13 protein-coding genes and 2 tRNA genes are annotated in these 14,099 nt (G+C 69.1%); 13 read left to right on the top strand and 2 right to left on the bottom strand.

Annotated features, from left to right (window positions below):
• Window positions 1-376 precede the first annotated feature (376 nt).
• The 7 genes from gyrB to H291_RS0122680 all read left to right on the top strand — a co-directional run bounded on the left by gyrB (window position 377) and on the right by H291_RS0122680 (window position 8,329).
• Entirely contained in the window at window positions 377-2,458 is a 2,082-nt protein-coding gene (gene gyrB, locus H291_RS0122710; protein WP_026366028.1) for a DNA topoisomerase (ATP-hydrolyzing) subunit B, read from the top strand.
• Between the two features lie 105 nt (window positions 2,459-2,563).
• Window positions 2,564-5,224, top strand: a complete 2,661-nt coding sequence (gene gyrA, locus H291_RS0122705; protein WP_020017323.1) for a DNA gyrase subunit A — start codon at window positions 2,564-2,566, stop codon at window positions 5,222-5,224.
• Window positions 5,224-6,408: a DUF3566 domain-containing protein gene (locus H291_RS34665; protein ID WP_020017322.1), complete on the top strand. Its 1,185-nt coding sequence runs from the start codon at window positions 5,224-5,226 to the stop codon at window positions 6,406-6,408. Before gyrA ends, H291_RS34665 begins: the two co-directional genes overlap by 1 nt.
• Window positions 6,409-6,547: 139 nt before the next feature.
• Window positions 6,548-6,621 (top strand) — tRNA-Ile (locus tag H291_RS0122695).
• Between the two features lie 35 nt (window positions 6,622-6,656).
• A complete protein-coding gene (locus tag H291_RS34660) occupies window positions 6,657-6,776 on the top strand; it encodes a DLW-39 family protein (protein ID WP_020017321.1) in 120 nt (39 codons plus the stop codon).
• A 13-nt stretch (window positions 6,777-6,789) separates the two neighbouring features.
• Window positions 6,790-6,862: transfer RNA gene (locus H291_RS0122685), tRNA-Ala, on the top strand.
• A gap of 264 nt (window positions 6,863-7,126) precedes the next feature.
• A complete protein-coding gene (locus H291_RS0122680; RefSeq protein WP_020017320.1) occupies window positions 7,127-8,329 on the top strand; it encodes a beta-1,3-glucanase family protein in 1,203 nt (400 codons plus the stop codon).
• 84 nt (window positions 8,330-8,413) lie between these two features.
• On the opposite strand, the gene H291_RS32880 is transcribed toward H291_RS0122680, so the two are convergent.
• Entirely contained in the window at window positions 8,414-9,415 is a 1,002-nt protein-coding gene (locus H291_RS32880) for a hypothetical protein (protein ID WP_020017319.1), read from the bottom strand.
• 122 nt (window positions 9,416-9,537) lie between these two features.
• Between H291_RS32880 and H291_RS0122670 the strand changes: the two genes are divergently transcribed.
• A complete protein-coding gene (locus H291_RS0122670; protein WP_020017318.1) occupies window positions 9,538-10,077 on the top strand; it encodes a peptidylprolyl isomerase in 540 nt (179 codons plus the stop codon).
• A gap of 81 nt (window positions 10,078-10,158) precedes the next feature.
• On the top strand, window positions 10,159-11,037 hold the full coding sequence (locus H291_RS0122665; protein WP_020017317.1) for a rhomboid family intramembrane serine protease: 879 nt from the start codon (window positions 10,159-10,161) through the stop codon (window positions 11,035-11,037).
• 122 nt (window positions 11,038-11,159) lie between these two features.
• Here the strand turns inward: H291_RS0122665 and H291_RS0122660 are convergent, their stop codons facing one another.
• Window positions 11,160-11,432, bottom strand: a complete 273-nt coding sequence (locus H291_RS0122660; RefSeq protein ID WP_020017316.1) for a cell division protein CrgA — start codon at window positions 11,430-11,432, stop codon at window positions 11,160-11,162.
• Between the two features lie 144 nt (window positions 11,433-11,576).
• On the opposite strand from H291_RS0122660, the gene H291_RS0122655 reads away from it, so the two are divergent.
• Genes H291_RS0122655 through H291_RS0122640 form a run of 4 tightly spaced genes read left to right on the top strand, consistent with a single transcriptional unit; the run spans window position 11,577 to window position 14,082 of the window.
• Window positions 11,577-12,392, top strand: a complete 816-nt coding sequence (locus tag H291_RS0122655; RefSeq protein ID WP_020017315.1) for a DUF881 domain-containing protein — start codon at window positions 11,577-11,579, stop codon at window positions 12,390-12,392.
• Window positions 12,389-13,222 carry a class E sortase gene (locus tag H291_RS0122650; protein WP_020017314.1) on the top strand — a complete coding sequence of 278 codons (834 nt, stop codon included), beginning with the start codon at window positions 12,389-12,391 and terminating at the stop codon, window positions 13,220-13,222. The genes H291_RS0122655 and H291_RS0122650 overlap by 4 nt, the downstream gene beginning before the upstream one ends.
• Window positions 13,222-13,380, top strand: coding sequence for a hypothetical protein (locus tag H291_RS34305; protein ID WP_020017313.1), 159 nt, complete (start codon window positions 13,222-13,224; stop codon window positions 13,378-13,380). Before H291_RS0122650 ends, H291_RS34305 begins: the two co-directional genes overlap by 1 nt.
• A gap of 24 nt (window positions 13,381-13,404) precedes the next feature.
• Window positions 13,405-14,082 (top strand): anthranilate synthase component II, encoded by a 678-nt coding sequence (locus H291_RS0122640; RefSeq protein WP_026366025.1) that lies wholly within the window; start codon window positions 13,405-13,407, stop codon window positions 14,080-14,082.
• Window positions 14,083-14,099 lie beyond the last annotated feature (17 nt).

The raw sequence follows: 14,099 nt of genomic DNA, 5'->3' as shown, positions 1-14,099 counted from the left end.
TCGAGGACCGTCTCGGGCCCCGATCAACATCCGGATCGAGGACCCGATCAAGCTCTGGAACGGCCCTCCGGAGGCCTGATCCGAACCCCTCCAGGGCCCCAGAAATCACCCTGTGGAGAAAGGTTGTGGAGGAGTGGCTACAAACACCCCAGGATCCCGGGTTTTCGCCGCTCAGAAGGTAGTATGAGGGGGTCAACCGCGCCGGGTTCCCAGGAACGTCCTGAGGGCCCGGAACGCTGAGCACCGACGAGCCGTCGGACCGTGCATAGCACCCGAGCAGGCCGGGGCCCCACCGGGCCCGAGCCACTCGTGCCGTAGCTGGTACGTCCGTCGTCGTGCACATCGTGTGCCTGAAAGACGAGGAGCAACCCCGCCCGTGACAGAGCGAATCGACGGCGGCTACGACGCCGGGAACATCACAGTCCTGGAAGGTCTCGAGGCCGTTCGTAAGCGACCGGGCATGTATATCGGATCAACCGGTGAGCGTGGGCTCCACCACCTTGTGTACGAGATTGTGGATAACGCTGTGGACGAGGCTCTCGCGGGCCACGCCACGGAGATCGACGTCCGCCTTCTGGCGGACGGCGGGGTGCGAGTCACCGACGACGGCCGCGGCATCCCGGTCGCCATGCACCCGACCGAGGGCAAGCCCACGCTTGAGGTCGTGATGACGATCCTGCATGCCGGAGGAAAGTTCGGCGGCGGCGGGTATGCCGTCTCCGGCGGCCTGCACGGCGTCGGCATGTCCGTGGTGAACGCGCTGAGCACCCGGTTCGTGTCCGAGGTGCGCCGCGACGGCTTCCACTGGCGCCAGGAGTACACCGACGGCGGCAACCCGATCACCGGCGTCGAGAAGCTCGAGCCGCTCGGCCCCGACGAGCACACCGGGACCACCCAGACGTTCTGGGCCGACGGCAGCATCTTCGAGACCACCGAGTACGACTTCGAGACCCTCCGGGCGCGCTTCCAGCAGTACGCGTTCCTCAACAAGGGCCTGAAGATCACGCTGACCGACGAGCGCGCGGGTCACTCCGCCGCGACCGACGAGGTCACGGGCGCGGAGCCCGAGGTGGCCGCCGACGGCGTCGAGCAGGTCGCCGACGGGCAGGCCGACGCCGACGGGACGACCCCGGACGCGCAGGGTGCCGACGCCTGGCGCACCGTCACGTACAAGTACGACGACGGCCTGATGGACTACGTGCACCACCTGAACTCGGCGAAGCGCGTGGAGCTCATCCACCCCGACGTGATCTCGTTCGAGAGCGAGGACACCGAGCGCAAGATCTCCGTCGAGGTCGCGCTCCAGTGGACCAGCGCCTACAGCGAGTCGGTGCACACGTTCGCCAACACGATCTCCACGACCGAGGGCGGCACGCACGAGGAGGGCTTCCGTGCGGCGATGACCACGCTGGTCAACAGCTACGCGCGGGACAAGGGGATCATCAAGGAGAAGGACGAGAACCTCACGGGTGACGACATCCGCGAGGGCCTGACCGCCGTCATCTCCGTCAAGCTCGGCGAGCCGCAGTTCGAGGGCCAGACCAAGACGAAGCTCGGCAACACGGAGGCCAAGACCTTCGTGCAGCGTGTCGTGCGCGAGCAGCTCGTCGACTGGTTCGACGCCCACCCGAACGAGGCGCGTGACGTCATCCGCAAGGCGATCCAGGCCTCCCAGGCCCGCATCGCGGCGCGCAAGGCGCGCGAGGCCACCCGCCGCAAGGGCATCCTCAACGGCGGCGGCATGCCGGGCAAGCTCAAGGACTGCCAGTCGCGCTTCCCCGACGAGTGCGAGATCTACATCGTCGAGGGAGACTCGGCCGGCGGTTCGGCGGTGCGCGGGCGCAACCCGCACAACCAGGCGATCCTGCCGCTGCGCGGCAAGATCCTGAACGTCGAGCGCGCCCGCCTCGACAAGGCGCTGTCGAACGCCGAGGTCCAGGCGCTGATCACGTCCTTCGGGACGGGTATCGGCGAGGACTTCGACATCACGAAGCTGAAGTACCACAAGATCGTGCTCATGGCCGACGCCGACGTCGACGGCCAGCACATCTGCACCCTGCTGCTGACGCTGCTGTTCCGCTACATGCGTCCGCTGATCGAGCACGGCCACGTGTACCTCGCGCAGCCGCCGCTGTACCGGATCAAGTGGAGCAACGCCCCGCACGACTACGTGTACTCGGACCGGGAGCGCGACGCGTTCCTGGAGGCCGGCGCCGCGCAGGGCAAGCGGATCCCCAAGGACAACGGCATCCAGCGTTACAAGGGTCTCGGCGAGATGGACTACTCCGAGCTCTGGGACACCACGATGGACCCGGACCACCGGACGCTGCTGCAGGTGACCATGGACGACGCGGCCGCGGCCGACGAGATCTTCTCGGTGCTCATGGGCGAGGACGTCGAGTCCCGCCGCACATTCATCCAGCGCAACGCCAAGGATGTGCGGTTCCTCGATATCTGATGGGGTGCGTCGCCGCGGGGTCCGAGAGGGCTTCGCGGCGTCCCCCGTCGAGCTGGCCCTGAGACGAAGTGACACGCCCACCGGCGTGGAAAGGAAGTAAAGACGGTGACGGACGAGACCCCCGGCGTGGAGAACTCCGACGACGGCATTCCCATGGAGGACGCGCGCGTAGCGGTCCACCACGGCCGCGTCGAGCAGGTTGACCTGCAGCTGGAGATGCAGCGGTCGTACCTCGACTACGCGATGAGCGTGATCGTGGGCCGCGCGCTGCCCGACGTGCGGGACGGCCTCAAGCCGGTGCACCGCCGTGTCATCTACGCGATGTACGACGGCGGCTACCGCCCCGACCGCGCGTTCTCGAAGTGCTCGCGCGTCGTGGGCGACGTCATGGGCAAGTACCACCCGCACGGTGACACCGCGATCTACGACACCCTGGTGCGCCTGGTGCAGGACTGGGTCCTGCGATACCCGCTGGTCGCCGGCCAGGGTAACTTCGGCTCGCCGGGCAACGACCCGGCCGCCGCCCCGCGGTACACCGAGTGCAAGATGGCGCCGCTCGCGCTCGAGATGGTGCGCGACATCGAGAAGGGCACCGTCGACTTCCGGCCCAACTACGACGGCCGCACGCAGGAGCCGGTGGTGCTCCCCGCGCGCATCCCGAACCTGCTGGTCAACGGCTCGGCCGGCATCGCCGTCGGCATGGCCACCAACATCCCGCCGCACAACCTGCGCGAGGTGGCCGAGGGTGTCCGCTGGCACCTGGCCCACCCCGACGCGTCCCGCGAGGAGCTGCTCGAGGCGCTCCTGCAGCGCATCAAGGGCCCGGACTTCCCGTCCGGCGCGCAGATCCTGGGCCACAAGGGCATCGAGGACGCCTACCGCACCGGTCGCGGCTCCATCACGATGCGCGCGGTGGTCAGCGTCGAGGAGATCCAGAACCGGATCTGCCTGGTCGTCACCGAGCTGCCGTACATGGTCAACCCGGACAACCTGGCGTCCAAGATCGCGGACCTCGTCAACGACGGCCGGATCCAGGGCATAGCCGACATCCGCGACGAGACGTCGGGCCGCACCGGCCAGCGCCTGGTGATCGTGCTCAAGCGCGACGCCGTGGCGAAGGTGGTGCTGAACAACCTCTACAAGCACACGCAGCTGCAGGAGAACTTCAGCGCGAACATGCTGGCGCTGGTCGACGAGGTGCCCCGCACGCTCAGCATCGACGCCTTCGTGCGGCACTGGACCACGCACCAGATCGAGGTCGTGCGCCGGCGCACCGAGTACCTCCTCAAGGAGGCGCAGGACCAGATCCACATCTACGACGGTTACCTCAAGGCGCTCGACGCGCTCGACGAGGTCATCGCCCTGATCCGCCGCTCCCCCGACGTCGACGAGGCACGGACGGGCCTGATGGACCTGCTCACCATCGACGAGCAGCAGGCCAACGCCATCCTGTCGATGCAGCTGCGCCGCCTGGCGGCCCTCGAGCGGCAGAAGATCCTCGACGAGCACGCCAAGCTGCGTGCCGAGATCGAGGACTACCTGGACATCCTCGCCCGCCCGGAGCGGCAGCGGACCATCGTGGGTGAGGAGCTCGACGAGGTCACCGACCGCTGGGGCGACGAGCGCCGCACCACGATCCTCCCGTACGACGGCGACATGTCCATGGAGGACCTGATCCCCGAGGAGGACGTGGTCGTCACGATCACGCGTGGCGGCTACGCCAAGCGGACGCGGACGGACAACTACCGCTCGCAGAAGCGCGGCGGCAAGGGTGTGCGTGGCGCGCAGCTGCGCGAGGACGACATCGTGGACCACTTCTTCACGACGACGACCCACCACTGGATGCTGTTCTTCACCAACCTCGGCCGGGTCTACCGGGCCAAGGGCTACGAGCTCCCGGAGGGCGGCCGCGACGCGAAGGGCCAGCACGTCGCCAACCTGCTGGCCTTCCAGCCCGGCGAGAAGATCGCCCAGGTGCTCGACATCCCTGACTACGAGGCCGCGGACTACCTGGTGCTCGCCACCCGGCGCGGGCTCGTGAAGAAGACCCGCCTGAGCGAGTACAACTCGCCGCGTTCCGGCGGCCTCATCGCGATCAACCTGCGGGAGGACGCCGACGGCGCCGCGGACGAGCTGGTCTCGGCCCGCCTCGTGAACGCCGACGACGACCTCATCCTCGTGTCGCGCAAGGGCCAGTCGATCCGCTTCCACGCGGACGACGAGTCGATCCGTCCGCTCGGCCGCGCGACGTCCGGCGTCACCGGCATGAAGTTCCGCGAGGAGGACGAGCTGCTGTCCGCCGACGTAGTCATCGACGGTGCCGACCTGTTCGTCGTCACCGAGGGCGGGTTCGCCAAGCGCACCCGGATCTCGGAGTACCGGATCCAGGGCCGCGGCGGCCTCGGCATCAAGGTCGCCAACCTCGTGGAGGCACGTGGCGACCTCGTGGGCGCGCTCGTGACCCATGCGGACGACGAGGTGCTGGTCATCATGGAGCGCGGGAAGATCGTCCGTTCGGCCGTCGCAGAAGTTAACCTCACCGGCCGGAACACCCAGGGGGTAACCTTCGCAAAGCCGGACAAGGGGGACAGGATCATCGCCGTCGCGCGCAACGCGGAGCGTGAGGACGCGGGCGATGCGGTGGGAGCCCTGGACGAGAACTCCGACGGCGAACCCACCGAGCGGGTTACCGTGGAAGAGAATCCGACCCCCGACGAAGTTCCGAGCACCCCTGAGCAGGACAGCACCGGACGCGAGGACAGCTGATGACGAGTGACAAGAACGGGCACGTGCGCATCGCGACGCCTTCGCTCGAAGAGGACCTGGAGATCACCCGGGACCGCAAGGACGTGACGGAGGCGTCGGCCGAGGCCGAGACCCCGGACACGGAGTCGGCAGGGGCCGACTCGGAGAAGGGCACCGCGTCGGACGGTTCGGCAAGCACCACGCCGGCTGCCTCCGGCAGCTCGGCGAGCACGGAGGCTGCCCCGGCCAAGGCCGAGGGCAAGCCCCCGGCACCGCCCGCTCCTGCAGAGTCCACCACCGACGTCCCGACGACGGGTGGTGTCTGGCGGTCGGCCTACGAGGCCGGCAAGTCGGGCAAGGACCAGAAGTCGGCAGAGCCCACGTCGGCGTCGAACGGCGAGGACAAGGACCAGGCGGGCCTGGTCTCGGCCATCGGGCGGGCCTCGGGCAAGAACGACGCCTCGACGGCGCAGGGTTCCACCGCGACCGAGCCCGACGCCAAGTCGTGGAACCGGGTGCCGGCGCCCAGCGCGTCGGTGAGCAGCCCGGCCGCGGCCCCGGCCGGAGCAACGGACGGCGTGAAGGCCGGCGCGATGAAGGCGGCCCAGGCCGCCCTGGACGCTGCCCGCAGCGCGGCGAAGAAGGTGTCCTCGATCATGCCTGACGACGACGGGCAGACGGCGTCCGCCCAGAACGAGCCCAAGCCGCGGCCCGAGATGCACTACACGGCCGCAGGCGTGCGCGGTACGGCCACGCCGGTCCCTGACGGCCCGCAGGGCCAGCAGCTGCCCGCGCAGCCGGCGTCGACCCCCACGCCGGAGGTGCCGCGTCCGGCGCCGGCCGGGCCTCGCCGGGTGCGCCTCGCGCTCTCCCGCGTGGACCCGTGGTCGGTCATGAAGCTCGCGTTCCTGCTGGCCGTCGCGGTCGCCATCATGACCGTGGTCGCCACCGCCGTCTTCTGGTCGGTGCTCAACAGCCTCGGTGTGTTCACCACGGTGCAGAGCTTCGTGGAGGACGCCGTCGGCCCGCAGAGCAACGTGAACCTCACGCAGTTCGTGGAGTTCCCCCGCGTCATCTCGCTCGCGACCCTGATCAGCATCTGCAACATCGTGCTGCTGACGGCGATCGCGACGATCATGGCGTTCCTGTACAACATCACGGCAGCACTCGTCGGCGGCGTGCACATGACGCTGACCGACGACTGATCCAGCAGTACCAGAGCGTTCCCGTGCGTCATCGCGCACGGCTCGGCGCACGTCACACCGCGAACCATCATTTCGGTTTGGGACATCGTCCCTACCTGGGGTAATCTCCAGTGTCGCCAAGAGCGTGCGCAACGCTCTCGGGGCTATAGCTCAGACGGTTAGAGCGCTTCCCTGATAAGGAAGAGGTCGGAGGTTCAAGTCCTCCTAGCCCCACTCCAGGACCTGCAGAGGCTCCCCAGGAGGAACTCGTGAAGAAGCTGCTCGTACTGCTGCTGGCGGCCGGCGCCGGCTACATCCTCTGGCGCAAGCTGAGTGAGGACGCCGCAGGCCGCGATCTCTGGTCCGAGGTCACCGACTCGATCGACTGAGCGGTCCTCCACCGGGGCCATGGCGCAATTGGTAGCGCACCTGCTTTGCAAGCAGGGGGTTGGGGGTTCGAGTCCCCCTGGCTCCACATCTATGACCGAAGCCCGGATTCGTCCGGGCTTCGGTCATTTTGTGTTCCCAGCAACCCGCGTTCCCATGGTCGGCAGCCGCCTGTCGGGGTAAACACGCAGGTCTCGCTTGTGGGATACCCGTAGGTTCGGGCCGTTCACGCGATTTTTCACCCCCAATCCGCCTCCGCCTACTGACAAGGCAGGACCCCTTCCATATCGTCGAGCAGCGAGGGGCAGCACCACCCAAACTGTTCGGCCCCTCGTGAACCGAGGAGGACAGCGTGTCCCTGACCAGGAAGCTCATCGGCACCGCCGCCGCAGTGACCGCCGCCCTGGCGGCTGCCGTGGTCGCCACGCCGACAGCCACCGCAGTACCCGACACCATCCCGCTCACGATCACCAACGACTCCGGCCGGAGCGACCAGGTGTTCATCTACGTCCTGGGCGAGACCGGTGGCCAGCTCGGCTACTCCGACGCCGAGGGGACGTTCCACGCCTGGCCCGACGTCGGCGGGGTGCCCGAGGCGGCGCCCGACGCGTCCATCGCGGGGCCCGCGGACGGCCAGGACGTCACCATCCAGATGCCCAAGCTGTCCGGACGGGTCTACTTCTCGTACGGCAGCAAGCTCGACTTCAAGATCGTCAACGACGGCCAGCTCGTGCAGCCGGCCGTGCAGAACCCGAGCGACCCGAACCGGGACATCCTGTTCAACTGGACGGAGTACACGCTCAACGACTCGGGGCTGTGGATCAACAGCACCCAGGTCGACTTCTTCTCTGCCCCGTACCAGACGGGCCTGCGCTCCTCGAGCGGCGAGCTGATGCACACCGGCATGCTCAAGCCCGACGGCTGGGACAACGTGGTCTCCTCGCTCGCACAGCAGGACGGCTGGGACGGCCTCGCGCAGACCGGCCCCGACGGGTCCGTCCTGCGGGTGCTCTCCCCCGGCCACGGTGTCGGCACGGGCCAGGTCGACGCGAACGTCCTGTCGGACTACGTCGACCGGGTGTGGAGCAAGTACTCGAGCGAGACCCTGACGGTCGTGCCCTACGGCGACCAGCCCGAGAAGAAGTTCCTCGGCACCGTCTCGGGCGACACCATGACGTTCACCGACACCTCGGGCGCCGTCGTCACGACGTTTCCGAAGCCGTCGGGCGAGTCGATCTTCGGGTGCGCGGGCGACCTCGCGGCTCCGAACAACGACATCGGCGCCATCGCGCGCACGCTCTGCGCCGGATTCAACCGGTCCTCGCTGCTCGACAGCAGCACGCAGCCGACCCAGGACCCGGCCGGTTTCTACCAGGACTCGGTGACGAACTACTACGCGAAGTTCATCCACGAGCAGATGGCGGACGGCAAGGCGTACGCGTTCGCGTTCGACGACGTGGTGGCGCAGGAGTCGCTGGTGCACGACGGCGACCCGACCGAGGCTTTCATCCAGCTCGACCCGTTCGCGGGTGCCGCCAGCCCGATCGGCGGCTGACGCCGGGCACGAGAGGTACGCGCACGACAGGAGGGCCCGGCCGAGTCGGCCGGGCCCTCCTGGAGTTCGGACAGCGACCGGAGGTCAGCTGCCCTGCTTGCTCTCGCCCGGCGGAACCTTGTCCACGACCGGCTCGTCCACGACCGGCGGGGTCGGCGCGGCGTCCTCCGGCTCCGGGGTCGCCGACGATGCGTCGGCGGCGCTGTCGGAGCTGCTGATGCCGGCCTTCTGCGCGGCGTCGGACACCGCACTGCTGGCCTTCTGCGCCGTCGACCGTGCCGCGTCGAGCACGGGTGCGGCCTTCTCCTTGGCGGCGTCGAGCACCGGTGCGGCCTTCTCGAGCACCGGGCCGGCCTTCTCCTTCGCCGCCTCGAACGCGGGGCTCGCGGCCGAGTAGGCCCGGGCGCCGAGGTCCTTGGCCGTCTGTGCGGCCTTGGCCCCGGCCTCGCGGCCCTTGGCCACGGCGGAACCGGCGCCGGAGGAGTGCTTGGCGGCGCCGTCGGAGTAGTCCGCTCCCGAGCTCTGCTCCCAGGGCTCGGCCCACGGGTCGGTCTGCGGCTGCGCGCGCTTCCAGAACACGTAGCCCGCGACGGCCGCGCCGCCTGCGGCCAGCGCGATGAGCCAGCCCTTCCGGGACTTCTTGCTCGCCTTGTCCGCCGCGTCCGTGACGGTCGCGGCGAGCGAGGCCTTGCCCTGTGCCGCCGCGGCGTTGTCCGCTGCGGCGTTGAACGCGGAGACCATCTTCGGGAGCAGGTCGTCCACGAGCTTGTCGTGTGCGGAGTCGATGAGCGGCGCGGCCTTGCCGGCCGCCTTCTCGACCTGGGGCGCGGCTGCCTGGACGCTGTCCTGCCAGGCCTTCTCCGCGCGTGGTGTCAGCCACGCGATGAAGTCGTGCACGCGGGGCTGGGCCCAGTCCTTCGCGTTCGAGGCCCGGTCCTTGGCCTGGGCCGCGAACGACCCGGCCTGTGTCGCGGCCTTGGAGCTGACGTCGGAAAGCAGAGCTGTGGCCTCCGCGGCCTTCTCCTTGACCTTCTCGGTGTCGATCTTGCTCGTGTCCACGTAGTCGGTCACCTTCTTGCGGGTCATGTAACTCCCCCCGAACTGTTCAATACTCCTCAAGGTGCCACTCTGCCATCGCCTGACGTTACTGGCGAGGTAAGGCGGCGCCGCTGCAGCACCTGCGGGTCGCTCCGTGGGAGGATTGATACATGTTCGCAATCCTGCACACCACCTCCGGTGACATCCGCATCGAGCTCTTCCCGAACCACGCGCCCAAGACTGTCGAGAACTTCGTCGGCCTCGCGACGGGTGAGAAGGCCTGGACGGACCCGCGGACGGGCGAGGAGCGCAAGGACCCGTTCTACGACGGCCTGATCTTCCACCGCGTCATCGACGACTTCATGATCCAGGGCGGCTGCCCGCTCGGGACGGGAACCGGCGGCCCGGGGTACACGTTCAACGACGAGATCCACCCGGAGCTCCAGTTCAACGAGAAGTACATCCTCGCGATGGCCAACGCCGGCAAGCGCCGGAACCCGGTCACCGGCGAGATCGAGGGCACCAACGGCTCCCAGTTCTTCCTCACCACCGCGGAGACCCCGTGGCTGAACGGCAAGCACACGATCTTCGGCAAGGTCGCGGACGACGAGTCCCGTGCCGTCGTCGACCAGGTCGGCAAGACGCGCACGCGTCCCGGCGACCGCCCCGTCGACGACATCACGATCGAGTCCGTCACCATCGAGCCCTGAGCCACGGGGGCGCGCCGGCGCCGTCGGACCGGACACGTACGACCTGAGCACGAGGACCGAGGGGACTGAGGACGTATCGCGATGAACGACCCGGCCGCCGAGGAGCCGACCGAGGCCGAGGCTCCCGTCTGCCCGCGACACCCGGACCGGGTGGCCTACGTGCGCTGCCAGCGCTGCGGTCGGCCGGCGTGCCCGGAATGCCAACGGCCGGCCGCGGTCGGCATCCAGTGCGTCGACTGCGTCCGCGAGGCGAAGCGCGCCGCGCCGCGCATCCGGACGGTCTTCGGTGGCACGGCCACCGCCACGGCCAACGGCCGGCCGGTCGTGACGCTCACGATCATCGGCATCTGCGTGGTGAGCTGGGTGCTGCAGCTGGTGACGGGAGGTGCGTGGACGCATGCCCTGTGGTTCTGGCCGTGGGGCGGCGCGGTCGAGCCGTGGCGCTTCCTCACGGCGTCGTTCCTGCACTCCACGTCGCCGCTGCACATCCTGTTCAACATGTACGCCCTGTGGATAACGGGCCAGTTCCTCGAGCCGCTGCTCGGCCGGGTGCGGTTCGCGGTCCTGTGCCTGCTGTCCGCCGTGGGCGGCTCGGTCGGCGTGCTGCTCCTGGCGGGCGACCCGTTCACGTCGGATGCCTGGGTCACGCCCGTCGTGGGCGCGTCCGGCATGGTGTTCGGCCTGTTCGGGGCCATGCTCCCGGTCATGCGCAGGCTCGGCCGCAGCATGGGACAGGTGCTCGTGCTGCTCGCGATCAACGGTGCCATCGGGTTCTGGGTGCCGAACATCTCCTGGCAGGCGCACCTCGGCGGTCTCGTCACCGGTGCGCTGGTGGCGACGGCGTACGCGTACGCGCCCAAGGAGCGTCGCGAGCTCGTCGCCTGGCTGGTCCCGGTGGCCGGGATCGCGGTTCTGATCGGTCTCGCGGTGTGGCGCTACAGCTCCGTCGGCGTCCTGTGAACAGGCGGACGGAGCAGCTGGCGGTGTATCGCCGCTCTCTTTTCCCCAGCTTTACCCACAGCTGTGGATAAATGGGTACACAGCTCCGCGGCCGCCTCTGTGCGGCCGCGGAGCCGCTGTGTTCAGCGCCAGCGCGTGGTGAGCCCGAAACCCACGATGATCAGGCCGAAGCCGACCGCAAGGTTCCACTGGCCGATCGGCGGGATCGGCAGCGCGAGGTCGGCGCTCGTCAGGTAGTACGTCACGATCCACGCGAGACCGAGGACCATGAGGCCGACCATGACGGGGGCGAGCCAACGCGGGTTGACCGCCTCGCCGGGCAGCGCGACCTTGGCCTCGGCCTTGGCGGCCTTGGGCGTGGCCTTCTTCTTGTTGCGGGACTTCGACTCGGGCACGAGGCGGGCTCCTGTCCTGGGGGGTCTGCCCGACGGGTGTGCCGAGCCGACGTCTGCTTGCTCGTGGACTAGCGTAGTGGTCCACAGCCCGAGTCGTGACCAGACGTGTCCGCGGGTTTGTCGAATGTTGCAGGAGGGACGCGTGTGACCGGACCAGAGCCGTCGCCCGCGCCGTCGTCCGAGGGCGGCGCCGGAGGCTTCCTTGGTGCACTCACCCACGCGCGCTGGCGGTCCTGGCTGAGCGTGGGCGCCGTCGCCGTGCTGGCCGGCCTCATGTTCAGCGCCAGCGCCCGCCTGGCCGACGGCGGCGGCGCGGGTAACCGTGACCCGCAGGACCTGGCGCAGCTCGTGGACACCGAGACGAGCCGGGTCCAGGACCTCACCGACCGCAGCGCCGTGCTCGACCGCGAGATCGAGACGCTGAGCGCTCGCGCCGGCACGACCGTGCCGACGCTGGACGACGACCTGAGGTGGCGCGAGGGCGTGGTCTCCGGGACCGAGCCGGTGCAGGGTGCCGGCCTGACCGTGACCCTCGACGACGCCCCGTCCACGTCCGTCGGTGCGGGCCCGGGCGGCGTGGAGCCGCAGCCGGACGACCTCGTCGTGCACCAGCAGGACCTCCAGCACGTGATCAACGCGCTGTGGAGCGGTGGCGCCGAGGCGATGACCCTCCAGGGCGAGCGCGTGACGTCGACGTCGGCGTTCCGATGCTCGGGAAACATCCTGCTGCTGCACGGAAAGGTCTTCTCACCACCGTACAAGGTGACGGCTGTGGGAGACCCGGCGAAGATGGAGGCGTCGCTCGACCGATCCGAGGGTGTGCAGACGTACCTCGAGTACGTGGACTGGGTACACCTGGGGTGGGACGTGCGGCGTAGCGACCACCTGGACCTCCCCGCGTACGACGGCGGCGGTCTGCAGTACGCGACGGTTCCCGATGGTACGGAGGTCTTTGGATGACCCACGCGCAGGCCGGTCACAACGTGCCCCTGCCCCAGGAGGTGTTCCCCATCGCGTACCAGCGCGGTCCGTCCGGGATGGGCCCCCGCAACGCGCGCCGCCCGCAGTCGTCGGGCGGCCCCATGCGGCCCGTCGCCTGGCTCATCGGCGTGATGGGCGAGCTCCTCGTGACGGCGGGGCTGGTGCTCGGGCTGTTCGTGGTGTGGCAGCTCTGGTGGACCGACGTCGAGGGCGCACGCGCCCAGAGCGAGATCATCGCCGGCATGGACTGGGAGGCCGCTCCGACCGGCCCCGAGACCGCCGTGGAGAACCACGGGCCGCCGCCGGTGATGGAGGAGCCGCCGGAGGCCGGCACGCTGTTCGCGCAGATGTACATCCCGCGGTTCGGCGACGACTACGTCAAGCCCGTCGCGGAGGGCACGGACAAGGCCACGGTGCTCGACACCATCGGCATCGGGCACTACGTGGACACGGCGATGCCGGGCGACCTGGGCAACTTCGCGCTCGCCGCGCACCGCACCACGTACGGCAAGCCGTTCAACCAGATCGCGGAGCTGAAGAACGGCGACGCCCTGGTGGTCCGCACCGAGGACACCTGGTACGTGTACAAGGTCACCGAGTCGAAGATCGTCTACCCGCAGAACGTCGAGGTCATCGCGCCGGTCCCGGGTGTCACCAAGGACGAGCCGATGCCCGAGCTGACCAAGCGGTTCATCACCCTGACCTCGTGCCACCCGATGTTCTCCGCGACCGAGCGGTACATCGTGCACGGTGAGCTCGAGTACTGGTCCCCCGTGGGCGAGGGCAAGCCGAAGGAGCTGATCAGCTGATGTACGGGCTGCTGTGGCGGGCCATCCCCGGCCCCGGTTGGTTCAAGTTCCTGGTCTGCCTCGTGCTGGCGTTCGGGGTGATCGCGGTGTGCTTCACCCAGTTCTTCCCGTGGCTGAGCGACTACATGCCGTTCAACGACACGACCGTGGGCGAGTAGCGGTCCGGGCCGTAGCATGTGGCCATGACGCGCATCCTCGTCGTCGACAACTACGACTCGTTCGTCTACACGATCGTCGGCTACCTCGACCAGATCGGCGCCCGGACCGTGGTGGTCCGGAACGACGCCGTACCCTCGCCCGACGCCGACGGCCGCTACTGGTTCGACGGCGACGACGGCGCGCCCGTGCCCTATGACGGCGTGCTCGTCTCCCCCGGGCCGGGGACGCCGGCGGAGGCCGGGGCCTCCGAGGACGTGATCCGCGCGTGCGCCCGGTCCCGCACCCCGATGCTCGGCGTGTGCCTCGGCCACCAGGCGCTGGCCGAGGTGTTCGGCGGCAAGGTCACGCACGCGCCCGAGCTCATGCACGGCAAGACGAGCCAGGTGTTCGCGGCGGACGGCGACCTGGCGCAGCCGAGCGTGCTCGCCGGGCTGCCCACGCCGTTCACCGCGACGCGCTACCACTCGCTGGCGGTGACACCGGACAGCGTCCCCGCCGAGCTGGAGGTCACCGGCACCACGGACTCGGGCATCGTCATGGGCCTCCAGCACCGTGAGCTGCCGCTGCACGGCGTCCAGTTCCACCCCGAGTCGGTGCTGACCGAGGGCGGTCACCGGCTGCTGGCGAACTGGCTCGAGATGTGCGGGCTCGACGGCGCCGTCGAGCGGGCACAGGGAATGGCGCCGCTGGTCACCTCGTGACCTGCGACGTCAGGTAG

The sequence above is a fragment of the Promicromonospora sukumoe 327MFSha3.1 genome, from assembly GCF_000385135.1.
Lineage (GTDB): Bacteria > Actinomycetota > Actinomycetes > Actinomycetales > Cellulomonadaceae > Promicromonospora > Promicromonospora sukumoe_B.
The sequence above is the reverse complement of the archived record's forward strand: the minus strand, read 5'-3'. Positions and strand labels throughout refer to the sequence as shown.

What these genes read in the sequence shown, in the direction of transcription:
- H291_RS34665 (WP_020017322.1), top strand. Translation starts at nt 5,224, where the DNA reads ATGACGAGTGACAAGAACGGGCACGTGCGCATCGCGACGCCTTCGCTC.
- H291_RS32880 (WP_020017319.1), bottom strand. Translation starts at nt 9,415, where the DNA reads ATGACCCGCAAGAAGGTGACCGACTACGTGGACACGAGCAAGATCGAC.
- H291_RS0122670 (WP_020017318.1), top strand. Translation starts at nt 9,538, where the DNA reads ATGTTCGCAATCCTGCACACCACCTCCGGTGACATCCGCATCGAGCTC.
- H291_RS0122665 (WP_020017317.1), top strand. Translation starts at nt 10,159, where the DNA reads ATGAACGACCCGGCCGCCGAGGAGCCGACCGAGGCCGAGGCTCCCGTC.
- H291_RS0122650 (WP_020017314.1), top strand. Translation starts at nt 12,389, where the DNA reads ATGACCCACGCGCAGGCCGGTCACAACGTGCCCCTGCCCCAGGAGGTG.
- H291_RS34305 (WP_020017313.1), top strand. Translation starts at nt 13,222, where the DNA reads ATGTACGGGCTGCTGTGGCGGGCCATCCCCGGCCCCGGTTGGTTCAAG.
- H291_RS0122640 (WP_026366025.1), top strand. Translation starts at nt 13,405, where the DNA reads ATGACGCGCATCCTCGTCGTCGACAACTACGACTCGTTCGTCTACACG.